Origin of the sequence: Rothia sp. (in: high G+C Gram-positive bacteria), from assembly GCF_030540545.1 — a bacterium.
In the GTDB taxonomy this organism is placed as follows: domain Bacteria; phylum Actinomycetota; class Actinomycetes; order Actinomycetales; family Micrococcaceae; genus Rothia.
Window position 1 is genome coordinate 122,439 of record NZ_JAUNVZ010000005.1, and the last position, 23,410, is coordinate 145,848.

Consider the following 23,410-nt stretch of genomic DNA (forward strand, 5'->3'; position numbering starts at 1 on the left):
CTGCGCACCCGCCTGATGTGTTTCTCGTATTACCCTGTACACGTTGTATAAACCACGCGCACTACAAGTATCGAGAAACCGCCCTTTGCCCGTTCCCACCCGGTGCACCATCACAGACAGCGCACCGGGGAACGTCAAAGGAAAACTATATTATGCCAAATCCTCGGCGGGGATAATGCGCACGTGCAGATCCTCAGCCGGCGGCTCCCAGGTCTGCGGGTCTGCCGGAACCTGCTCGCCCGAGCGGATATCCTTTACCTCGTGGGTTAGCGCGCCGTCCTTCTCGGAGATGAACCACACGAAGGGAATACCGCGCTTTTCGGCGTACTTGATCTGCTTGCCGAACTTCGCGGCGGTAGCGGAAACCTCGCAGGCAATACCGCGAGCGCGCAGGGCGTCGGCGACATCGTTTGCTGCCGACCAGCCTTCGTCGTTGGTCAGTGCAATGTACACTGCCGAGGGTACCGCGCGGGAGGCGGTCGCGAACTGCTGGGAGAGGATACGCGCCACCACGCGGGTCACACCGATGGACAGGCCAACGCCCGGGTAGGTCTTCTTGCCATTGGAGGCGAGCTTTTCGTAGCGGCCGCCGGAGCAGATCGAGCCGAGCTTTTCGTGACCGACCAGCACGGTTTCGTAGACGGTGCCGGTGTAGTAGTCCAGGCCGCGGGCGATGGACAGGTCAGCGACCACATTGCCGGGTGCGCGCTTGGATGCCTCTGCAATAACCTCGGTCAGTTCAGCCAGACCCTGTTCGAGCAGTTCGTGCTCGGCGCCGTACTGGGCTGCCAGTTCACGCACGCGGTCAGCGAAGGATACATCCTCGGTGACAATCTGTGCCAGGGCGAGCGCTGCTGCTGCCTGGTTATCGGTGGCGCCCAGGTTCTCGCGCAGGTTGGTGGCTACTGCCTCGGCGCCAATCTTTTCGAGCTTGTCGATTTCGCGCAGCACGCCTGCGGTGTCGGTCAGGCCCAGGCCCAGGTAGAAGCCTTCGGCGAGCTTGCGGTTGTTGACGCGCAGTTTGAAGGCGGGGATGGGCAGCTTGGAGAGTGCATCGACTACCACCAGTGCCAGGGTGACGTCGTAGCGGAAGGGCAGGTCGCCGTCGCCCACTACGTCAATATCTGCCTGGGTGAATTCGCGGGCGCGGCCTTCCTGGGGGCGCTCACCTCGCCAGACCTTCTGAATCTGGTAGCGGCTAAAGGGGAAGGAGAGGTAGCCGGCGTTTTCGACCACGTAGCGCGCGAAGGGCACGGTCAGATCGAAGTGCAGGGCGAGCTTTTCCTTCTTGGAGCTTTCTTCTTCCTGCAGGCGGGAGATTGCGTAGACTTCCTTATCGATTTCGCCCTTGCGCAGCAGCTGGTCGATGGTTTCTACGGAGCGGGTTTCAATGGGCGAGAAGCCGTGCAGCTCGAAGGTGGTGCGCAGGGTATCCAGCACATGGTTTTCAACCAGTCGTTCTGCCGGGAGGTATTCCGGGAAGCCGGATAGCGATGCCTTTCGAGCCATGGTTCTCCTTGGATTGGGCGCCGTGGTGCCTGTGGGCTGCCGGGCGCGATGGAGCGACACGCGGGTGTGCGTGCGCATATTCCCTTTAAGGATACCGCGCGGCGGCAGTGCGGTGCTAGTCGAACGGTCACGTATCACGGTATATATGTGCCAGCGGATGCGGGGCTCACGGGTACAGGCACCGGGGTGGCACTCAGCGGGGGGGGCGCCCTGCCCTCTGCCTGCCCTAGCACCGCCCCTGCCTCCTTACACTACTCCCCTCATCTACTAACGCCCCCGCACACGTACCCTAAATCCTGTTTTACGGGTATCCTTATGTAACGGACTGCGCCGGTTTAGGACCGGGCGCGGTTTTGCCCTGTGCGGTGTCAATCTACCCGCACCCGATTGAAATGAGTTATAGCGGTGACTACTAAATCCGACGACATGCCAGTAAACCTCGAGCAGGCACGCAAGTTCGGTCGCGTATCCGACGACGGCCACGTTTTTGTACTGGTAGATGGCGAGGAATTCGCTGTGGGCCAGCTGCCGAATGCTTCTGCTGACGAGGCTCTGGCATACTTTGCCCGCAAGTTTGAAAATGTTCAGGCGCAGGTGACTCTGCTGGAGTCGCGCGTTGCCAATAACGCCCCGGCTGCCGAGCTGCAGAAGAACCTGGAATCCCTGGCGTCTATGGTGGCTGTGCGCAATATGGTGGGTGATTACGCCTCCCTGCAGCAGCGCCTGACCACCATTCACGAGAAGATTTCTTCCCTGGGCGTGGCTCAGCGTGAGCGCCGCGAGGCTGAGCGTGAGCGCGGCCTGAAGCTGCGTGAAGAGATCGTACTCGAGGCGGAGAAGATTGTCGCTACCCCCGAGGATCAGATTAATTGGCGTAATTCCTTCTCTCGCATGGGTGAGCTGTTCAACGCGTGGAAGCAGGCTCAGCGCACCGTGCACGTGCCCAAGGCTCTGGAGGATGAGCTGTGGGTTCGTTTCCGTGCGGCTCGTACCGCTTTTGAGCGTAATCGTCGCGCGCATTTCAGCAAAATGGATGAGCACAATGATCGCGTCAAGCGCGCTAAGGAAGAGATTATTGCGCGCGCCGAGCAGATTCAGCACTCCACCGAGTGGGCTGAGACCGGTCGTGAATACGCGGCTCTGATGCGCTCCTGGCGTGAGATTCCGCGTGGTTCTCGCCAGAGTGATGATGCACTCTGGACTCGTTTCCGTGCCGCTCAGGATGTCTTCTTTGACGCTCGTGCCGCTGCTGAGGCCGAGCTGGATGAAAAGTACGCTGCGAACCTGGCTGTGAAGGAAGCTCTCCTGGTTGAGGCTCGTGCTCTGCTGCCGGTTGAGGATCCCAAGGCCGCCAAGGCTGCTTTTGCGAAGATTCAGGATCGTTGGGACGCAGCCGGCATGGTGCCCCGTAACGATGTGCGTCGCGTCAACTCTGAACTGGCGAAGATTCAGGCTGAGATTGACGGCGCCGAGCAGGCTAAGTGGAAGCGCACCGACCCGGCAAAGACCGCTCGTGCGAACTCCCTGCTGGCTCAGATTGAGCAGTCCCTGGCGGCTCTTGAGGCTGATCTGGCTGCTGCACAGGCTAGCGGTGACGCCAAGAAGATTGCCAAGGCCACCGAGGCTCTTGAGGCTCGTCGTGCGTGGGCTGCTACCCTGCAGGGCTTTGAAGTTAAGTAACCCCCCAGTAACGTATATCTATACTTTAAACGTATAGTTGAAGGTCAATAATCTACCTAATCAGGTAGATTATTGACCTTTTTTCATGCATATATTCGTTCTTCACAGTTTAAACATAGCTTTGTGCGGTAGAATAAACGAATGCCCGGTGTGTGGGGATAGAACGAACACTCTTCCCCACGCACCGGGCTCTTTGATGTGAAAGATACGGTCTATGCGAGATACCCGACTTATTTCGGTGCCACTTGAGCTACCGTTTTCGAAAGCTCCCTAGGTGGCTCTTTAGATAAATCTCGAATCAACTCTCCCTATATCTCCCAGCAGCGCTTTAGCCCAGATTAGTCAATCTCTTCAAAGCCGCGCGCAATCTCACGGCGCATATCATCCAGAGTGCGGGACATGGTCTTGGTCTGAGCAATAATCGGCAGGAAATTCGTATCCCCGCTCCAGCGCGGCAGCACATGCTGGTGCAGATGATCGGCAATTCCGGCGCCGCCCACCTTACCCTGATTCATACCAATATTGAACCCGTCGGTACGCGCCACAGCACGCAGCACGCGCATTGCCCGCTGGGTCAGCTGCGCGATCTCAATGGTTTCTTCGGGGGTCGCCTCATCATAGAGCGGGATATGACGATAGGGGCACACCAGCAGATGACCCGGATTATAGGGGTAGAGGTTGAGCACCACAAAGGCGTGCTCACCACGGTAGACAATCAGCGAATCCTCGTCGCTGCGAGTGGGCGCGGTGCAGAAAGGGCAGGTTTCTTCCGTATGGTCCTTCTGACCGCCGCTCACATAGGCGGTGCGGTGCGGGGTCCACAGGCGACCGAAAGAGTCGGGAGCTGCCGGGAGTTCAAAGTCATCTGTGACGGGTACATGTTCGCTCATACTTCTAGTGTATCGCCCGCCCGGCGCATCATCTAGTACCCGCGCCGGGCGAACACCACCATAGGAGAACCTAGGCGCGCACCAGCTTAATCGTGCGCGTTACCCCCATCATGGTCATCGGGAACGAAATCGTACCGTCCTCATAGGTAAAATGCTTGGTCTTATCCAGCGAACGGAGCAGCTCCGCCTGCTGCTCCTCGGTGGCGATACTCTCTGACTCCCACGAGAAATTACCGCTGCCGCTGGCCACCGTGCCGGTCCAGAACGTCGCGGTCGTATCATCACCCAGGTGGTAGGTGATCGTCATGGTGTTGTCTTCAATCGTGGCGGTCATATAGTTCTGATCATCAGAACGATTAGACTGAACCCATTCACCGTCCAGCACCACTACGCTCTCTTCATTCTGCGCCTTGGGTTTATCCGCCGCAGGTGCCTCGGCAGCATTAGTAGAGGATGCGCCAGCCGACGCAGACTCAGTGGAGGCCGACTGGCTCGACGAGGACTGACTTGAGGAAGACTGCGATGCGCAGGCGCTCAAACCCAGGGTCGCCACCAGGGCAGCGGAAATAAAAACCTTCATAGAAGCCGAAGAAGTAAACATCATTGCTCTTTTCATCTGTCGTTGAGTGATAACACTCCTACTATAGCGCCGATGTGCTCCCTCCCGCAGGTTCGCCGTCATTGCGAGCGAGGCTCAAGGCGTTACTCCCCCGCCGCGCCATCCGCCCGGCTATACTGCTCCATATCATCACCCTGGGCTATATCATCACCCTGCGATACGCTCTCCAAATGCGCCGCCGCCAGCTGCTGAATCAAAAAATCCTGACGCATAATAATCTGCTTCAGCTCCGTCACCTCACGTTCAATCTCCGCCACATCCGACTTCGTGGCGGCGTGATCCTCCTCCGTAATACCGCTAATCTTCTCAATAATCCAGGTGGAAATCGTACCGATGACCATACCGAACATGCCCACCCCGTACACCATCACCAGGGCCGCAAGAATACGCCCCGCAATCGTCACCGGGTATACATCCCCGTACCCAACCGTCGCCAGGGTGCACATCACCCACCAATACGCCACCCACACGTCCGTAATCAACGCACCCGGGGCACCATCCTCCACCGCATACACGCCCAAGGCAGCCACAATAATAAAAATAATCGTGTACCCCAGCATGCGCATCACAAACTCAGAGAGGCGCTTATACTGCCTGGTCGCCGTAATATTGATCATTGCCAACAGGCCCACAATCCTCCACGCCGGCAGCAACACCACCGCCAAATTCGGCAGATTATGGGTCACGAAATAAAAACGCTGCGGGCTCAAATACAGGCGCACCGCATAATCCACCGCAAACACCAGCCACAGCAGCACCTGCGTGAAAAGAAAAAGAAGCTCCACCTGGGGCAGCAGCGAAGAACTCAAAATCGGTACAGCATACACCACCAGATACATCAGCGACGCAACAAAAAGCGGGGTGTTGAGCTTCTCTTCCCACAGTCTCAGATTCTCATCGCCCCGACGCAAACGAAAACCCCCAGGCAAACGAAAACCCCGGCGGGCACTGGACGTATCGGGCATACTCTCCTCCTCGACGTAAACCATACCGTACCCCCATTGTACTCGCGCGCACCCGCCGCACCCCAGTACGGGCAACCTACCCGCGCACTGTGCACCCCGTCCGCAATGCCCCCGCCGCAGCATACCCGCCGCCTCCTTCAAAAGCCTCGGCAGATACAGCAAACCCCCGCACCCGCCACGAGGGCGGGCACGGGGGCTCACAGGCCACAACAGGTAGAGAAAACTACCGGATAAAATTACTCAGCAGCCTCAGCGGAGGGTGCCGGGTCAGCATTCACACGGTTGCGGATATGCTCCACAATACGCGCTACTGCCTCATCCACGGGCACGCCGTTCTCCTGCTTATTGCCACGGAAACGGAAGGATACAGCATTATTCTCTGCGTCCTCACCGCCGGCAATCAGAATGAACGGCACCTTCTCGGTCGAGGCGGTACGAATCTTCTTCGTGAAACGATCCGAACCGTAATCAACCTCAACGCGCACGCCGTGCTCACGCAGCTTAGCGGCAATCTCACCCATGTAGTCATTGAACGCCTCAGCAACAGGCACACCAATCACCTGAACCGGGGCCAGCCACGCCGGGAACGCACCCGCGTAGTGCTCGGTCAGCACGCCCATGAAACGTTCAATGGAACCAAACTTAGCCGAGTGGATCATCACCGGTTCCTGAATGGTGCCATCCGCTGCCTGGTACTCCAGGCCGAAACGCGAAGGCTGGTTGAAGTCGTACTGAACGGTGGACATCTGCCAGGTACGGCCGATCGCATCCTTAGCCTGAACCGAGATCTTCGGGCCGTAGAATGCGGCTCCACCCGGGTCGGGTACCAGTTCCAGACCGGTTTCCTTCGCGACCTGCTCCAGGATTGCGGTGGCTTCTTCCCACTGCTCATCGGTGCCGATGAACTTATCCTTCTTTTCACCCTCGGTGTCGCGAGTGGACAGCTCCAGGTAGAAGTCGGTCAGACCGAAGTCCTCCAGCAGGGAGAGCATGAACTTCAGCAGGTGGCGCACCTCGTCCGGCGCCTGCTCCTTGGTTACGTACGAGTGGGAGTCATCCTGGCTGATCATGCGCACGCGGGTCAGACCCTGCAGCACGCCAGACTTCTCGTCGCGGTACACGGTACCGAACTCGAAGAAACGCAGCGGCAGCTCACGGTAAGAACGGCCACGCGAACGGTAAATCTCGTTGTGCATGGGGCAGTTCATTGCCTTCAGACGGTAGTTACCGTTGTCCAGCTCCATGGAGGGGAACATGCCGTCCGCATAGTAGGGCAGGTGACCGGAGGTGTAGAACAGGTCTTCCTTGGAGATATGCGGGGTACCCACATACTGGAAGCCTTCCTGAATGTGGCGAGCGCGCACATAGTCTTCCATTTCGCGCTTGAGCACGCCACCCTTGGGGTGAATCACGGGCAGACCGGGGCCAATGGTCTTCGGGAAGGAGAACAGATCCAGTTCCTTACCCAGGCGGCGGTGATCGCGACGCTCAGCCTCGGCAATGCGGTCCTTGTAGGCGACCAGCTCTTCCTTGGTGGGCCATGCGGTGCCGTAAATACGCTGCAGCATGGGGTTCTTCTCGGAACCGCGCCAGTACGCGCCGCCGGCACGCATGAGTGCGTAGCCGTTGCCAATCAGCTTAGTGTGGGGCAGGTGCGGACCGCGGCACAGATCCTTCCAGACGATCTCGCCGGTCTTGGGGTTGACGTTGTCGTAGATGGTGATTTCACCCTCGCCAACCTCGACGGAGGCGCCCTCGGCTGCATCTGCACCGGAGCCGGGGCCCTGGCTCAGAGAGAGCAACTCCAGCTTGTAGGGCTCGTTTGCCATTTCGGCCACTGCCTCTTCGTGGGTAACCACGCGGCGGCGGAACTGCTGACCGGACTTAATGATCTTGATCATCGACTTTTCGATCTTCTTCAGATCTTCCGGGGTGAAGGGTTCGTTCACATCGAAGTCGAAGTAGAAGCCGTCGGTGATGTAGGGGCCGATGCCCAGCTTGGCGTCTTCACGGTACTGCTGCACTGCCTGTGCCATGACGTGAGCTGCGGAGTGGCGCAGCACGTTCAGTCCGTCGGGTTCGTGAATGTAGACCGGCTCTACGCTATCGCCATCTTCGAGGGCGTGGGAGAGGTCGACCAGGGTGCCGTTCACGCGTGCGACCACGATCTGCGGGTCGTGCGCGAAGAGCTCTGCGGCGGTTGCAGCGGTGACCTGCTGCGTTTCGCCTGCAACGGTAATGTTTTTTGCTGAATTGTCAGCGGCAGACATATGTCTCCTTTGGGTTGGGTGCTCGCACGGTTCCCGGCGATACCAGGGCCAGGTGTGCCGGCGGCACGATCTCTACCCGCACTATACGGGTGCACGGGCACTTTCTAGTATACGTCTGTTCGCCCTTACGCCGCCGCGCGAAGGGGAAAATGTGAGAAGAAGTAGGGGTTGGTGTGGGGGTGTAGACATAGGAGCGTTAAACGGAAGTAACCCGCAGGGACTTGCACCTCAACCTGCGGGTTACTGTATTAAGCACTTCCGGGGGAACCAAGAAGGATTCCCCCGGAGGCTCTTTCCGTATGCGGTTGCCGTCAGGAGTTTTAGAACGTAAGAACGTTCTGTCAACCGCATGTAACTATTAAAGCGCATATACGCGAAAGTTCAAAGTACTGACCGAAATGTTACGTAACATTTCGGTTTTTTCTTTGACACTCCCGCCCATATTCTGCCTTCTAACCTGTTTCCCAAGACCCGCATAATGCTCTGACCAGTATAAATACCTCAATGAGTCTAATCTACACAGAAAAATCCACGGAAAATAATCTGCACGTGTCCAACACAAATTTTTCCTCAGAGTTGCACGGTACAGCCCAATCTGGTCAAACCTTCGGGTAAATAGAGAGAGGGTACCTAGCGTGTAGCGCGCTCCAGAATCTGCAGAATATTCTGATAGCTACGACTGGTTGCTTCACTCATACCCTGCTCGCAGGTGCGGTTACTCGACGCATACGCACGATAACGACCGGAGCGTGCCTGCTCAGCAGCACTAATCTCAGCGGCTTCCGCACGGGTAGCGCTCGCCGTCAACTCGGGGTGTAGCAGGCCGCGATCACCAGCATAACCGCAGCAACCCCACCCGGCGGGGACATAGAGCTCATCGCTGACAGCGGCGGCAAGCTTTTCAAAATCACCCTGAATTCCCAGGTGCACCATAGAACAGGTCGGGTGTACAGCCAGAGACTCAATCGGTGCCGTAACTTCCAAACACTCCAATAGATTATCCGCAGCAAAAGAGACAGCATCGATAATCACCAAAGAGGCGTAATCAGGCTCAGAATCACCGCGCGCAATTCCGGCGGCATCGCGACCGAGCTGTTCAGCGAGCGCATGAGCAACCTTAGCCTGCATGACCTGCAATCCTTCAGTACATGAGGAGGCATCGCAGACAATAGGCAGTCGGCCGTGATCGCTGGCTTCCCATAGGGCCGCGAGGGTCTTATCACTCATCGCGCTATAACCCTCGGTGTATCCCTTAGATTTCCAGGGGGTTCCACAGCAGAGCGAGGAAATGCCCTCGGGAATCACGTACCCAATTCCGGCGCGATCGCACAGGGTCATAAAGGCACGGGTGGCATTCATATTATCGGACGTACCGGAATCGTCTACTCCCCCGAACATGGCGTTAACGCACGCCGGGAAGAAGACAATCTCCGGGTCGGAATCTGCGTGAGGGCGACGGGGTACGCCTCCTGCAGAAAGCTCACGCTTATAGGTGGGTACCAGGTCTTCACCGAAGAAAACGCGAGCCACCTCGGCAGCACTTTTCACCGCGCCAGCGGGTAGATGCTTGGCAACGCTGAGCGCCACACCGGCACCGCGATCCATGAGCGACCAGTGCTTTGCTGCGAGAGACCAGGCACGAGAACCCAGCGCATCCTGGTTCTGAGCGCGGAGCGTGCGCACGAAATTACCCGTGTCGATACCCAGCGGACAGCGAGTGGCGCACATGCTATCCACCGCGCAGGTGTCGATGCCGTAGTACTCGTATTCGCGTTCCAGCTGCTCGGCAAGCTCGGTATTGCCTGCCAGGCGCGCGGCATTGATTTCTCGGCGCAGCACAATGCGCTGGCGCGGAGTCAGAGTGAGGTCTTTAGAGGGGCAGACGGGCTCGCAATAGCCACATTCCACGCAGGAGTTAATCTCTTCCTCAACGGGCGCGGCAACCTTTAGATCCTGGGCGTAGTCGCTCTGATCTGCAATGAGCACGCCGGGGTTCAGGAAGTTTACCGGATCAATGAGGCGCTTAATCTCTTCCATCACCGAGTAGAGTTCGTCACCGAATTGGCGGCGGACAAAAGGCGCCATAATACGACCGGTACCGTGCTCAGCTTTCAGGGAGCCCTGAGCACCAAGAATCAGCTGCACCATATCCTCGGTGAATTCGCGGTATCGCACCAGCTGCTTGGGGTCGGTGAATTGCTCATTGAGCATAAAGTGAATATTTCCGTCCTTGGCATGACCGAAAATCACCGAATCCTTATAGCCGTGCGCATTGAACAGGGAGGTGAGTTCTTGGCAGGTTTCACCCAGAACATCCACGGGTACCACGACGTCTTCAAGGAGGGCGTTGGTGCCGGTGGGGCGGTTACCGGCGACCGTGGTGTACAGGCCGCGGCGCGCCTGCCACAGGGCGTTACGTTCGGCAAGCTGCGAGGTCATTTCCACAGGAGAAACCACCGGCAGGGATGCAAACATGGGCGCTGCTTCGTGGGCAAGTTCCGCTAATTCTTCCTGGGTGTTTCCTTGGAATTCGACGAGCAGCGCGGCGTGGTCACGCACGTCAATGGCGGCGAGCGCCTGGGCCGCCTGACCGGTACGCTGGGCAACGGAGATACTGGTGGCATCCAGCAGTTCAACGGTTGCCAGTTTATGGGCAACCAGTTCGGGTACGGAGCGGGTCGCGTCAATGAGGTTATCGAAGACCAGCAGGCCGGTAGAGACGGCTTTGAAAATGGGCAGGGTGCGATAGATTGCCGAGGCAACAAAGCCCAGGGTTCCTTCGGAGCCAATCATCAGGTGCGCCAGAATATCCACGGGTTTCTCGTAATCCACCAGAGAGTTCAAACCGTAACCCATGGTGTTCTTCATGGAGTATTGTTGGGCGATTATTGCCATGGACTCGGGGTTGTCCAGCACCCGGCGGCGCAGGCGCACAAGACCCTCGTGAATCTCAGGTTCCAGGGTTTTGAGGCGGCTATCAGCATTGGGGTCGGCGGTGTCGATGACGGTACCGCTGGGCAGAATAAACACCATAGATTCCAGGGTGTTGTAGGTGTTGTATTCGGTGCCCGAGGACATGCCGGATGAGTTATTGGCAACCACACCACCAATGGTGCATGCTGACCAGCTGGCTGGGTCGGGGCCGAGTTTACGCCCGTAGGCTGCCAGCCGATTATTGACCGCCATGACGGTGGCACCGGGGCCCACGCGCACGCGGCGGCCCTCATCGAGCACCTCGATAGAGCGGAAATGCTTGCGGGTATCAACGAGCAGGGCGTCGGTGCTTGCCTGGCCGGAGAGGGAGGTGCCTCCGGAGCGGAAAGTGAGCGGTAGATTCAGGGCGGAGGCGGCACGGAAAATATCGGCAACCGCTTCGGTGCTGGCGGGGCGCAGGATTCCGGCGGGGACTAGCTGGTAGTGGGAGGCGTCGTGTGAAAGGGCTAGGCGGTCGAGGGCGCTGCGGGTGTTTTCCATGGCGCCTGCGCGGGTTTCGGCGAACAGACGCTCCATGGTGTGTTCATAGGGGCTGTGCAGTGCGGCGGCGGCATTGGTGACCGGGGATTGATGCTGATGGTGCCGAGTGTGGGTGAGGTTCATGGTCTTCCTTGATAATGTCCTGGGGTATTGTCTCGATATACCGAGCTATTCCGGAGGGTTTTCGCTCACCCGATTGATGGGGCGGGGTCGGATATAGCTAGGAATGTGCGGGCGCGCGCTTCGTGGCGCTGTGTGCACATATCTTTCTTTCCATACTAGGTAGCATGCCTCACTCTGTCAGCTAAGGATAGGGCACCATAAAAACACCTCTTTAGTCTCTTAGTACTGTGGGGCGCCGCCCGGAGCGGGGGTAAGGCGCAGAAAAGCGGAGGGTATCACTCGGTGTAGAGCGATACCCTCCGCTTGTGTACTGCCTGTCCCCTGCGGACATCAGATTCCCCCACAATATCGGCATGATTCCAAAAAGAGCGAACTGATACCCTCATAGCTGTAGATCAACCGACGCTATGAAAGAAATTTATCCAGGATCGACACCCTATAAGAGGCACCGTATCAGGGGCGTGAAATTTAGGCTGCGTGCTGGCAGGTTGCGCAGGTGCAGGTGTCGCATGCGCAGTTAGCGCAGGAGTCGCTGCAGTGCTCGCACTGGCATACGGCGTGGTTGCAGGTGGGGCAGGTGCAGGACTCGCATACGCAGTTTACGCACAGGTCGTTGCAATCACCGCAGGAGCAGGTGGTGCACTCGTCGTAGTGACCGTCGTGCTCGCGGTGTGCGTGGCCGTCGTGCAGGTAGTCCACGTGGTCCAGGTGAATGATTGCGGGGTGGCCGCAGGAGGGGCCGTGGGTGTGGGCGTGTGCCTCGGAGTGTACGTGGGTGCTCATTTAGTGCTCCTTTGTATGAGTATAGACATCAGCGATGATGTGGCTAATATGGTGGTCTTTGAGACGGTAGACATTCACTCGCCCGTGCGTTTCGCGCTCGACCACATTGGCGTCTAATAGGATGCGCAGGTGATGCGAGGCGAGCGGCTGCGAGACTCCCAGGCAGGTGTGCAATTCGCTGACGCTGTGCTCGCGATCCATGAGGTGGTATGCGAGCGCCAGGCGGAGCGGATGCGCCAGGGCGGTGAAAATTTCGACGGAGGGGCCAAATTCTTGGGCCCAGTCTTTGCTTTCGTCGACCTGGATGACCTGTTCCGGGTTTGCCTGCGGCGAACTCTTGTCCATAACCTCACCATACATAAAGGATTATTTATATATCAATACGATATAGCTATTTACGAAAATATTACGTGCTTGCCAGGCACGCGCGCCAGTTAGACAACCTGACAGGGTTACTTAATGGCGACTTAGAAGATACCAGTGATAGGAGTCACTGTTTCGGGCATCCCATAGAACCGTCTAAAAGAGTGCCGCCTGGGTTTCCACCCTACTGAGTGAATCTTCAAGCACCAGCAATTTATTCGCGAGCACTCCGGCATTGGCAAGTAGCGCCGCATCGGCATCTCCGGTGTGCACGCTCAGGAATTTACCCGTGGCACCGGTGCAGAAAAAGCCGAACCCCTCCGACTCCAGCAGTGAGGGAAACTCCCCCAGCGGCTCGGGTGATTGCGCTCGCAACGATGCATAGGGGCGAGTCATGGCGGGCGAAGGGATCCAGGGCTGCTCCAAGGGTTCCACCGCATAGGAGTGAGACTGACCGACAGCACCCATGAGCCCGGAATTTAGCAGTGCTTCACGAGCGGCAATAACCGCCTGCTCATGGGCTGCGCGCAGCGAAACGCCCGGTAGCGGGTTGAGCCAGGCGCGATACTTCGACGCCAGCTGTTTGACCTGCACCAGCTCGGTATTCTCACTAACCGCGTCCTCGGCGCGTCGAATATCGGCGCCGTTACTCGCATGAGCAATCAGGGTTGCGGTGGCGACCGCCTGCTCATCCAGTCGGCGCGGGTTCGATCGCGCGCTCACGGTGCCCACCTTGGAACTGCCGTCCGGGAAAGTCGCCACATATAGACTGTGTTCCTGGGCGGCGTAGGCGCGCATTCCGGCGCTCAGAGTCGCCCCGCGATGCACCCCGTGAATGGCGGTAAATTCATCGCGCGCGGCGCACCTCTCGCACTGTTTACCGCGGGTGATGCGTGTATTCTCGGGGCATGGCACGCGCTGGATGCGCACCCCGTGTGCGGCTCGATGTGCCGCGCGTTCCTGCTCGTGCGCTGCGGCGGTGGCGCTTTCGGCGACTAGATAGAGGTGATCATTGACATGCTGCGCGGGCGTGTGGGCACCTGTACTCTGAGCTTGACTATTGTTCATCCCGTCATGCGCCACAGCACTGTTCTGCTCACTATCTAAAGCGATCGTGAATCCACCACAGAATGTATAGGGCTCACCGCTGCTATCGCGCAGCACGCGAGCACCCAGAAAAGCCCCGGGCGTTAGCGGAATACGCAGGCGCTGACCGCTTAGCATCATTTCTTCGGGGTATCTATGAGGGTTCTGGCTAGACTGCTGCGAATCGGTATTGACTGTGTCAGATTCGCTAGATTCAGATACCCCGGAAGCACCGAATTTAATAATGACCGGCTCTAATTCAAGCACGGGTCGGCGGTCCACCCAGTGCACATCACGCCAGATGAGCGCGGGTGCGTGCCCCGGATAGAGTGAGCCATCACTGAGCTCAATACCGCTTGACTCACCCGAAGTAGCGGCAACATTGCCAGTGCCACGGATAGGCTCATGCACACCGCCACGGTACGTGCGTGCACGAGTGGAGGTGTACATTGTGAGGGCGTTTTCTAACAGGTTGGGTAGGTCCATACTCTTATTATATGTATTTGATGTATTTTGATAGTGTTTTACACGCTTTAGTTATTACATTTTCGGCAGATCAAGGCGCATGGGACAGGGCAAGCGATACTCAAGGGATGACACACCAAACCCCTCCGCGTCGCGAATAGTATTTTTCGTCGCGAGGGAAGACACCCCTCGCGACGGCAATAAGTATTCGCGATGCGGACAGGGCAGGTGATACCGACACCTACTCGACCGAAAATACTCACAAAAGAGCGCTAAATAATATCCAACCCGTCGCAGAGCACCTGCACATGCCCGCGCGAACGCATCGCCGAATGAGCCGCACGCACCGCACGCAACTCCGCAGTCACCTGCGCCGCCACCGGGTAGCCAAAGAAAAGCAGTACACGCCAATCCCCCGCCACAACCTGCGGGTCTTCCTCATAGTCCAGCTCGTTGAGCCCGTGCGCACTAACCGGAATCGGCCCGGAAATACGCACCGTCTCGGGCAAGGAACACGCATCAATAAATGCCTGCACATCCTCACGGGCGCCGGTAATTGCGGCGCTGCGCACCGCCGGGGGTAGTCCCACCTCGAAGCGTTCCTCCAGCTCGTAGCGCGCAAACCAGCCCGGGTCCCAGCGCACCAGCGCCTGCTCCACGGGCGAGTAGCTGGCGGTTGTCACCACCACACCTCCGACAGAGGCGCTACGTACCAGCGCGGCAGCATTCATCCAGCGTCGCAGGGCAGCTTCGGGTGCTCGTAAAGAGTCGAATCGCAGCATAGAGTCGGCGTCCAGCAGCAGGGCGGCAGCGTATCCGCCGGGCACGCGCGGCTCAGCCCCCGGCGTGGCAATGACCAGTGCCGGTTCGGAACCAATATGGGCGCGCACGTGGTCGCCCGAGGAGGAAATCACGGGCACATTTGGGAAGGCTCGACCGAGCTCCTCGGCTGTTCGCGTGGCACCGATGGTTCCGGCGCGCCAGGTGCGGTTGCCACATTCGGCGCAGGACCAGGTGCTCGCCAAATGGCCACACCAGGTACAACTGGGCAGGGAGGATCCTGCGACAATTTCGAGCGGGCCGCGGCATTCGGTGCATCGGGCGGGCATGAAACAGCGCTGGCATCGCAGGGTAGGCAGGTAGCCTCCGCGGGCAACCTGCACCAGCACGGGGCCGGCGGCGAGCGCTTTGCGAGCCTGGATAAAGGCAAGCTGCGGTATGCGGGCGATGCGCGCCAGGGGGTCGCGTGCCAGCTGGTAGTCGTCGCCCGTGGAGAGCACCTGCGGGGTGAATGCGCGCACGGTGGCACGGTCGGCGTGCACATAGCTTGCCCAGCCGGTGTTGACCAGGCGCGCGGTTTCAATGCTCATAAAGTAGCCGGCGAAGAGCGCGGCAGCTTTGGCTTTTTGAGCGCGTAGCAGCAGTACATCGCGCACGTGGCAATAGGGTGCGCGGCGTTCGATCAGGTTACTGTCGCCGTCGTCCCAGCAGGCGATAAACCCGAGGTTGGCGACGGGTGCGTAGGCGGCGGCGCGCGTGCCTATAACGATGGGCACCAGTCCCAGACGGGCTTTGAGGTAGCCGTGGTAACGGCTATAGGGTTTCTGGTCGGAGGAGATGCGCGTGTAGTCGTTCTCGCTCACACGCTCGCGCAGGGCTTCTTCGAGCGTATCGAGGGATTTGGAGTCGGGTACTACGGCGATAGCTCCCCTGCCGTGCGCGGCAGCTTGTGCCAGGGCAATGGCGAGTAGATCCGCCCAGCTGGTGTCGGGGGTTGAGGGCAGCACGCTCATCACGGCGCGGGCGGCGTGCCCGGCGGCAATATCTTCGAGGAATTCACTGCCGTTGATATAGGGTGTGTAGGCGCTCGTATCGGGGACTGCTACTGCCGGGTTGAGGGTGAAGGGCGCGAATCCGCCCAGCAGGTAGGAGCGGATTGCTTCGTCGGTGCAATTGAGTGCAGGTTCCGTTTCTGAGGCGGTTTCGGAGGTTTCGGTGGCGGGTTCAGTGGCTGCTCCGGTACCGAGAGTGTGCTCAGCACTACCTTCAGTCGTATCGCCGATTGCGAGGGAGGTAGCTTCAGAGCCTGCCAAGCTGCTCTCGGTACGTGCAGTAGACCCCGATTCACCCAGTGATTCACTATGAGAACCACTCGATACTAGCGATTGATTTTCCGGGTCATTTTCAGCACCTGATTCAGCTTGATTGGTTTTTTCAACCACGTTCTTAGTTGACTCATTTTCTAAATCAGAGTTGGTGTTTTCCCTTGTCAGACCACAATACTCACTATAGCTAGGGAATGCGGCAGCGTATTTTTTCTCCACTCCGGCAATACGCGGGGTGAGCGCCAGGCGCAGAACATTTGCACGCGTCGAAGCAAAACGAGCGGCAACATCCTCTGCCAGCTCAAAGGTTTCGGGCGCTACCGCGGGGAATGCAGAAAGCACAGAGAGGATGGGCGCCAGGGGCTTGGCGTAGTCGGTGCGCTCCACGCGCTCGAGAATGTAGCCGGTGACTCGCTGCGGACCAAAGGCAACACGCACGCGTGCACCAATGACCGCCTGTTCACTGAGCTCAGGCGGCACAGCGTAATCGAAGGGGCGATCCAAATGCGGCACGGTGGTATCAACACAGATTCGTGCTACGGGGTTGGGCACACCGGTCGCTGCAAGTAGAGCGTTTGGGTCCGGCACATCCGCACCATCCACCCCTGTGTGTGCATGGGAGGAAGCAAGGGGCGGCTGCGTGAGGGTAGCCTCAAGGGCAGGAAATCCCTGCAACAGATCGGGCTGTTGCAGGGATTCCTGCTGAATGTGTTCGGGCGGGTTGCTCGACACCTGAGTCATTTAGGAAGCGGACACCGCGGACTTCAGAGCCTCGACACGGTCCAGGCGCTCCCAGGTGAATTCCGGCTCAGTGCGGCCGAAGTGGCCGTGAGCTGCGGTCTTCTTGTAGATCGGGCGGCGCAGGTCCAGGTCGGTGATGATTGCCAGCGGGCGCAGGTCGAAGACCTCGCGAATTGCCTGCTCAATCTTGACCGGGTCAACGTGCTCGGTGCCGAAGGTTTCAACGTACAGGCCCACGGGTGCTGCCTGACCGATTGCGTAGGCGACCTGAACCTCTACACGGTCTGCCAGGCCGGCTGCGACCACGTTCTTTGCAACCCAGCGCATTGCGTAGGCTGCGGAGCGGTCCACCTTCGAGGGGTCCTTACCGGAGAACGCGCCACCGCCGTGACGAGCCATACCACCGTAGGTGTCCACAATGATCTTGCGACCGGTCAGACCGGCATCGCCCACGGGGCCACCCTGCACGAAACGGCCGGCGGGGTTAATAATGAACTTGGTGTTGGAGGTGTCCAGGTCCAGGCCGTCCAGCACGGGGCTAATCACGTGCTTCTTCACGTCTGCTGCCAGGTCCGCCAGGTCGTACTGTGCGGTGTGCTGGGTGGAGACAACCACGGTGTCCACGGAGACGGGCTTGTCGCCGTCGTAGCCGAGGGTCACCTGGGTCTTACCGTCGGGGCGCAGTTCGGTCAGGGTGCCGTCCTTACGCACATTGGTCAGGCGCTCGGAGAGGCGGTGTGCCAGCCAGATGGGTGCGGGCATGAGCACGTTGGTTTCATTGGATGCGTAGCCGAACATGATACCCTGGTCGCCTGCACCCTGGCGGTCGAACTCATCCTGCGCGATACCCTGGCGGGTCTCGAGGGATTCGTACACGCCGGAGTTAATATCGGGAGACTGCTCACCGATGGAGACGGACACGCCGCAGAACTCGCCGTCGAAGCCGCGAGTGGAGGAGTCGTAGCCGATGCCGAGAATGGTCTCGCGTACCAGCGCGGGGATTTCTACGTAGCTGGAGGTGGTTACCTCGCCGGCAACGTGCACCTGACCGGTGGTTACCATGGTCTCTACGGCGACGTTTGCCTGGGGATCCTGGGCGATAATGCCGTCGAGGATCGCGTCGGAAATCTGGTCACAAATCTTGTCGGGGTGGCCTTCGGTCACCGATTCGCTGGTGAACAGGCGCAGATGGGAATTAGTACTCACAAATCCTACTTTACTTGCTTTGGGGTGCTGGCGTGACATTGCTACGCTTCATTACCAATTACTACCTAGTTTACCAATTGTTACGTCCGGCTGTAACATTCCCTTTGATTTCCCGAACCACCCCATTAGCCGCGGTACATCAAGGAACAGGCCCAGAAAACACCCAAAACGCTCCCGGCAACCCACACAACTTTCCGTTCAAAATAGCGGATATTCCCTGACTGAAGCTTCATCCACATGGTTAGCGTCTGAAGCATACAGGGTCAGATGCCGTCCCTAGGCCGCGAGTTAGAGGCTAGCTAATGCTTTTGAGTTTCCAGGAGCCGTTCGTGTAGACCATCAGGGCGGTTTGGGGTTCCGGGGTGGGTTCAGTAAAGGGCGCGCTCGAGACAGATGCAGTGGCACCCGTGTTTGCGCGGGCGCTCGCGCTAGCGGTCTTAGCACCTGTCGAGTTTCGGGCACTTGCTGTATTCCCGGCAGGTGCGGAACTTCCGGCACGTGCCGCACTAGCGGAAGCATTCGCGCCGCCAGAAGCGGAACCGTTCGCGTTATCCCCTGCCGCAGCATCGGCAGATTTCGTGTATACGCCGGCGCGCATTCTGCCTTCTAGGTGCGTGGTCTGGTTGATGGGCCAACGGTATTGGTCGTCGGCGAGTTTTTCGGGTTTGTCAGCGGTGATGCTCAGAGTGTAGTCGAATCCGACCGCCCAGGTGTCCTCACCGATGGTTTCGATGTCTTTTTCGAAGGCGTCGGAGCCGGGCGCCCAGTCTTTGAGCGTGATCTCTTGCAGGGGTTCCACGGTGCCGCTGAGCATGCCGTAGTTGACGGCGGCGACGAAGTAGGCGAGCGCGCGGTAGCTGCCTTCCATGCTCTGGTTGCTCAGGGCTGCGGGCGACTGGGGTTTGGGTGCGTTACGGGCGGGACGCTCGGCAGTGGCGGGTTCGTAGTTGCCGGGACGTTCGTAGCTGATGACGCTCAGGTCGATGGGGCCGGTGTAGCTGTCTCGTTCCGCGAGGGGTTTGGTGCTGTCGGTGCCGCAGGATGCGAGCGCCAGGGTCAGTGCTGCACCGCCGAGGGTTGCCAGGCTTGCGCTGAGTGCTCGGCGGCGGGTGAGCGTGAGGGGTGCGTTTGGGATGGTGGGGGCGGTGAATGCAGCGCCTGCGGATGCGCTCGCCGGGTCGGTTTCGAGGCGGTGCGCGCACTGGTATACGTGCTGCTGTGCGGGTGCGGGCGCACTGCTGCTGCGGGAGGTGGTGGACATGCTCGTCCCTTCGTGGTTGGGTTGCCGGCGTGTATCACACACCGCATCTATCGGTACACCCATTCTACTCTGGATATAGCTGAACCATGAACCTGCAGTAAAGCTATAGATGAATTACTCTCAATACCGATAAATAAGTATCAGCGTAAGCTCAAACGAGTAAAGACCTGGGCTCACATGAAGGAATTGTGGAATAAGCTACTTCCTCAGATTGAAGGTTTACATCACAAGGCAACCCCTTATATGTACCTAAAATATATTAAGGAATTTTATTGGGACTTATAGGGAAGACCTGTTCTGCAGAATATGGCACCCCGTAACCACCGCCTTTTTATACTGCCTTAATCTTCCACAATGCTAAACGTAGTATCGTTGTAGTCGGAAGAATCAAGGACAATATCCTCAGCAGAATAGGCTGTGCAAGCCTGCTCACGAGCAGCATCGGGTGAATCAGCTTCAACCTCAATAACCCGACTCAATATTTCCGTAATCTCCACACGAAAAATAGCCACAACTCCCCTACTCACAATTTACTCAAATACACTCGATTGGTGTCACTAGCCCGTATAAGCTAAGGTAATATGCTAAAACTATCCGCATATATAACTAAACCAATACGCCCACTCTAGCGCGATCGATCCTAGCATAAAATCGCATACTAAAACACACTCAACATACACAAAGCCCCGCGGGTGTGAATACCCGCGGGGCTTCGTGCATTCGGTGCTAGACCGCCTAAAATCTACTCAGCGTTCGAGAAGTCAATCCACTTCTGCAGAACATCAGCAGCAGCGCCGCTATCAATGCTGGTGTGCGCATCCGCCAAGGCACGCTCAAAACGCACGCTGAACTCCTCGCCGGCAACCGGGCGAGACGCCACCAGAGCCGCAGCAGCATTAATCAGCACAGCCTCACGAATCGGCGCAAACGCAGCATCCTCAGCCGAACCGCCAGCACCCGCACCGGAAAGAATCGCGCGGAACACGCCAGCATTATGCTCCGCATCGCCGCCACGCAAAGCCTCCAACGGCGCATACGGCACACCATAATCCGCAGGATCAAACACATACTCGGTCAAACTGCCATCCACAGCCTCCCACACACGAGAGGTGCCATTAATCGCCAGCTCATCCAGACCGTCATCGCCGCGGAACACCAGGGCATGATCGCCACGGTCAGCAAAAACCTGCGCGATCTTCGGAGCCATACGCTCATTCGCCACACCAATCGCCGAATGGTGCACACGCGCCGGGTTCGTCATCGGACCCAAATAATTAAACGCCGTGGGAATGCCCAGCAGGCGGCGCACCGGACCCACAAAACGCATAGACGGGTGGAACACCTGAGCAAACAGGAACGTAATACCCGTCTCGCGAGCGCACTGCGCCACACGCTCCACCGGCATATCCAGGCGAATACCCAAAGCCTCCAGGACATCCGCCGAACCAGACTTCGAGGTCGAGGCGCGATTACCGTGCTTAACCACAGTCATGCCCGCACCGGCAATCACCAGCGCAGCCATAGTCGAAATATTCACGGTATTCTGCTGGTCTCCACCGGTGCCCACAATATCAACCGCATTCGGGTCAATATCAACAGGCTGAGCCTTCGCGAGCATACCGGCAGCCAACGCCGCCAGCTCCGCCGGGGACTCGCCGCGCGTATGCAGAGCGGTCAAAAACGAGGCGATAATCGGTTCCTCCGTCGCGCCCGTCATAATCTGATCCATCGCCCAGGTAATCTGCGCGCTATCCAGCTCATTACCGCGAACCAGCAGGTTCAGCAGCTGCTTCCAGGTGTACTCTTCAGTGCTCATACTAACGATTCTAACGTGACACAAGTCCACATGCCCAACCGAAGCACCCATCCACCCCAAACACACCAACCACCCCTACACGGCACGAGCTTTAAACGGCACATTTTAAACAGCAGGAGGGCCCCCGAAACGGGGACCCCCACAGCACAGGCAGGCGAAGGCTACTTCTTCTTTTCCTTCTCCTCGCCCGAAGACAGAGCCGCAATGAACGCTTCCTGAGGAACCTCCACGCGACCGACCATCTTCATGCGCTTCTTACCTTCCTTCTGCTTCTCCAGCAGCTTACGCTTACGCGAAATATCGCCACCGTAACACTTGGAGAGCACGTCCTTACGCATAGCGCGGATATTCTCACGCGCAATAATACGAGAACCGATAGCAGCCTGGATCGGCACCTCAAACTGCTGGCGAGGGATCAGCTCACGCAGCTTGCCGGTCATCATCACGCCATAAGAGTACGCCTTATCGCGGTGAGTAATCGCCGAGAACGCATCCACCTTCTCGCCCTGCAGCAGAATATCAACCTTGACCAGGTCAGCTTCTTCCTCACCGTCGAACTTCCAATCCAGGGAAGCGTAACCGCGAGTACGGGACTTGAGCTGATCGAAGAAGTCGAACACAATCTCAGCCAGGGGCAGGCGGTAGCGCATTTCCACGCGCTCCTCGGAGAGGTAGTCCATGCCGTTCATCTGGCCGCGGCGAGACTGGCACAGCTCCATAATCGCGCCAATGTAATCGCTGGGCGCAATAATGGTGCAGGCAACCATCGGCTCGCGAATAACAGCGACCTTACCCTCGGGGAATTCGCTCGGGTTGGTCACGCGGCGTGCGGTGCCGGTCTCGTCCACCACATCGTAAATAACGTTCGGGGCGGTGGAAATCAGGTCGAGGTTGAACTCGCGTTCCAGGCGCTCACGCACGATTTCCAGGTGCAGCAGACCCAGGAAACCACAGCGGAAACCGAAGCCCAAAGCGGCGGAGGTTTCCGGCTCGTAAATCAGTGCGGCGTCGTTAAGCTTGAGCTTATCCAGGGCGTCGCGCAGCGCCGGGTAATCGGAGCCGTCAATGGGGAACAGACCCGAGAACACCATGGGCTTGGGGTCCTCGTAGCCGCCCAGGGACTCTTCTGCGGGGCGGTGTGCGCTGGTGACGGTATCACCCACACGGGACTGGCGCACATCCTTCACGCCGGTAATCAGGTAGCCCACTTCGCCCACGCCCAGGCCCTTAGAAGGCACCGGCTCGGGGGAAATCACACCGATTTCCAGCAGGTCGTGCTCGGCGCCGGTAGACATCATCTTAATCTTCTGGCGCGGTTCCAGCTTGCCGTCCACCACACGCACATAGGTGACCACACCGCGGTAGGAGTCGTACACCGAGTCGAAAATCATGGCGCGTGCCGGGGCGTCTGCGTTGCCCTCGGGTGCGGGAATCTGCTCAACAATACGGTCCAGCAGCTCCTCCACGCCCTCGCCGGTCTTACCGGATACGCGCAGCACATCTTCAGGCTCGCAACCGATCAGGTTCGCCAGTTCTTCCGCATACTTATCGGGCATTGCGGCGGGCAGGTCAATCTTGTTCAGCACCGGGATAATGGTCAGGTCATTTTCCATGGCAAGGTATAGGTTTGCCAGGGTCTGAGCCTCAATCCCCTGTGCGGCGTCCACCAGCAGCAGTGCGCCTTCACATGCTGCCAGGGAGCGGGACACCTCATAGGTGAAGTCCACGTGACCGGGGGTGTCAATCATATTCAGCGCGTAGGAGGTGCCGTCAACATCCCAGGGCATGCGCACAGCCTGCGACTTAATGGTGATGCCGCGCTCGCGCTCAATGTCCATACGGTCCAGGTACTGCGCCTTCATATCGCGCGCAGCAACCACGCCGGTGGCTTGGAGCATGCGGTCGGCAAGGGTGGACTTGCCGTGGTCAATATGCGCGATAATGCAGAAGTTGCGGATAATCGCGGGGTCGGTTGCCGCCGCAACGGGCGGATTTTTCGACATGGGTGCCACGAACGTCATCCTTTCAGGCGTCGTAGGTCTATGGGCATAGTT

Annotated in this window: 16 protein-coding genes; 1 reads left to right on the forward strand and 15 read right to left on the reverse strand. The window is 58.5% G+C overall.

Annotation, left to right across the window (positions count from 1 at the left end; genetic code table 11):
- Positions 1 to 150 precede the first annotated feature (150 nt).
- On the reverse strand, positions 151 to 1,509 hold the full coding sequence (gene hisS, locus Q4P78_RS05740; protein WP_303339401.1) for a histidine--tRNA ligase: 1,359 nt from the start codon (positions 1,507 to 1,509) through the stop codon (positions 151 to 153).
- A 405-nt stretch (positions 1,510 to 1,914) separates the two neighbouring features.
- On the opposite strand from hisS, the gene Q4P78_RS05745 reads away from it, so the two are divergent.
- The gene (locus tag Q4P78_RS05745) at positions 1,915 to 3,189 is read left to right on the forward strand and encodes a DUF349 domain-containing protein (protein ID WP_303339402.1); all 1,275 of its coding nucleotides are present in this window, start codon (positions 1,915 to 1,917) and stop codon (positions 3,187 to 3,189) included.
- Between the two features lie 338 nt (positions 3,190 to 3,527).
- On the opposite strand, the gene Q4P78_RS05750 is transcribed toward Q4P78_RS05745, so the two are convergent.
- The 14 genes from Q4P78_RS05750 to lepA all read right to left on the reverse strand — a co-directional run bounded on the left by Q4P78_RS05750 (position 3,528) and on the right by lepA (position 23,368).
- Positions 3,528 to 4,079, reverse strand: a complete 552-nt coding sequence (locus Q4P78_RS05750) for an HIT domain-containing protein (protein ID WP_303339403.1) — start codon at positions 4,077 to 4,079, stop codon at positions 3,528 to 3,530.
- A 70-nt stretch (positions 4,080 to 4,149) separates the two neighbouring features.
- Complete coding sequence (locus tag Q4P78_RS05755; protein WP_303339404.1) at positions 4,150 to 4,683, reverse strand: hypothetical protein; 534 nt, start codon at positions 4,681 to 4,683, stop codon at positions 4,150 to 4,152.
- A gap of 98 nt (positions 4,684 to 4,781) precedes the next feature.
- On the reverse strand, positions 4,782 to 5,663 hold the full coding sequence (locus tag Q4P78_RS05760) for a potassium channel family protein (RefSeq protein WP_303339405.1): 882 nt from the start codon (positions 5,661 to 5,663) through the stop codon (positions 4,782 to 4,784).
- Positions 5,664 to 5,899: 236 nt separating this feature from the next.
- Positions 5,900 to 7,933, reverse strand: coding sequence for a threonine--tRNA ligase (thrS, locus tag Q4P78_RS05765; protein WP_303339406.1), 2,034 nt, complete (start codon positions 7,931 to 7,933; stop codon positions 5,900 to 5,902).
- Between the two features lie 630 nt (positions 7,934 to 8,563).
- Entirely contained in the window at positions 8,564 to 11,530 is a 2,967-nt protein-coding gene (locus tag Q4P78_RS05770; RefSeq protein ID WP_303339407.1) for an FAD-binding and (Fe-S)-binding domain-containing protein, read from the reverse strand.
- 468 nt (positions 11,531 to 11,998) lie between these two features.
- Positions 11,999 to 12,313: a hypothetical protein gene (locus Q4P78_RS05775; RefSeq protein ID WP_303339408.1), complete on the reverse strand. Its 315-nt coding sequence runs from the start codon at positions 12,311 to 12,313 to the stop codon at positions 11,999 to 12,001.
- The gene (locus Q4P78_RS05780; protein ID WP_303339409.1) at positions 12,314 to 12,658 is read right to left on the reverse strand and encodes a helix-turn-helix transcriptional regulator; all 345 of its coding nucleotides are present in this window, start codon (positions 12,656 to 12,658) and stop codon (positions 12,314 to 12,316) included. It abuts the gene before it with no gap.
- A 174-nt stretch (positions 12,659 to 12,832) separates the two neighbouring features.
- Entirely contained in the window at positions 12,833 to 14,248 is a 1,416-nt protein-coding gene (locus Q4P78_RS05785) for a hypothetical protein (RefSeq protein WP_303339410.1), read from the reverse strand.
- A gap of 251 nt (positions 14,249 to 14,499) precedes the next feature.
- Complete coding sequence (locus Q4P78_RS05790) at positions 14,500 to 17,073, reverse strand: primosomal protein N' (RefSeq protein WP_303339411.1); 2,574 nt, start codon at positions 17,071 to 17,073, stop codon at positions 14,500 to 14,502.
- The gene (gene metK / locus Q4P78_RS05795) at positions 17,074 to 18,279 is read right to left on the reverse strand and encodes a methionine adenosyltransferase (RefSeq protein ID WP_303339412.1); all 1,206 of its coding nucleotides are present in this window, start codon (positions 18,277 to 18,279) and stop codon (positions 17,074 to 17,076) included.
- A gap of 295 nt (positions 18,280 to 18,574) precedes the next feature.
- A complete protein-coding gene (locus Q4P78_RS05800; protein WP_303339413.1) occupies positions 18,575 to 19,540 on the reverse strand; it encodes a DUF6318 family protein in 966 nt (321 codons plus the stop codon).
- Between the two features lie 341 nt (positions 19,541 to 19,881).
- On the reverse strand, positions 19,882 to 20,052 hold the full coding sequence (locus Q4P78_RS05805; RefSeq protein ID WP_303339415.1) for a DpnD/PcfM family protein: 171 nt from the start codon (positions 20,050 to 20,052) through the stop codon (positions 19,882 to 19,884).
- 230 nt (positions 20,053 to 20,282) lie between these two features.
- Entirely contained in the window at positions 20,283 to 21,356 is a 1,074-nt protein-coding gene (gene trpD / locus Q4P78_RS05810) for an anthranilate phosphoribosyltransferase (RefSeq protein ID WP_303339416.1), read from the reverse strand.
- Positions 21,357 to 21,517: 161 nt separating this feature from the next.
- Positions 21,518 to 23,368 (reverse strand): translation elongation factor 4, encoded by a 1,851-nt coding sequence (gene lepA, locus Q4P78_RS05815; protein WP_303339417.1) that lies wholly within the window; start codon positions 23,366 to 23,368, stop codon positions 21,518 to 21,520.
- Positions 23,369 to 23,410: the final 42 nt, after the last annotated feature.

What these genes read in the sequence shown, in the direction of transcription:
- hisS (WP_303339401.1), bottom strand. Translation starts at nt 1,509, where the DNA reads ATGGCTCGAAAGGCATCGCTATCCGGCTTCCCGGAATACCTCCCGGCA.
- Q4P78_RS05780 (WP_303339409.1), bottom strand. Translation starts at nt 12,658, where the DNA reads ATGGACAAGAGTTCGCCGCAGGCAAACCCGGAACAGGTCATCCAGGTC.
- Q4P78_RS05755 (WP_303339404.1), bottom strand. Translation starts at nt 4,683, where the DNA reads ATGATGTTTACTTCTTCGGCTTCTATGAAGGTTTTTATTTCCGCTGCC.
- Q4P78_RS05790 (WP_303339411.1), bottom strand. Translation starts at nt 17,073, where the DNA reads ATGACTCAGGTGTCGAGCAACCCGCCCGAACACATTCAGCAGGAATCC.
- Q4P78_RS05785 (WP_303339410.1), bottom strand. Translation starts at nt 14,248, where the DNA reads ATGGACCTACCCAACCTGTTAGAAAACGCCCTCACAATGTACACCTCC.
- Q4P78_RS05770 (WP_303339407.1), bottom strand. Translation starts at nt 11,530, where the DNA reads ATGAACCTCACCCACACTCGGCACCATCAGCATCAATCCCCGGTCACC.
- trpD (WP_303339416.1), bottom strand. Translation starts at nt 21,356, where the DNA reads ATGAGCACTGAAGAGTACACCTGGAAGCAGCTGCTGAACCTGCTGGTT.
- Q4P78_RS05800 (WP_303339413.1), bottom strand. Translation starts at nt 19,540, where the DNA reads ATGTCCACCACCTCCCGCAGCAGCAGTGCGCCCGCACCCGCACAGCAG.
- Q4P78_RS05750 (WP_303339403.1), bottom strand. Translation starts at nt 4,079, where the DNA reads ATGAGCGAACATGTACCCGTCACAGATGACTTTGAACTCCCGGCAGCT.
- Q4P78_RS05760 (WP_303339405.1), bottom strand. Translation starts at nt 5,663, where the DNA reads ATGCCCGATACGTCCAGTGCCCGCCGGGGTTTTCGTTTGCCTGGGGGT.
- thrS (WP_303339406.1), bottom strand. Translation starts at nt 7,933, where the DNA reads ATGTCTGCCGCTGACAATTCAGCAAAAAACATTACCGTTGCAGGCGAA.
- Q4P78_RS05775 (WP_303339408.1), bottom strand. Translation starts at nt 12,313, where the DNA reads ATGAGCACCCACGTACACTCCGAGGCACACGCCCACACCCACGGCCCC.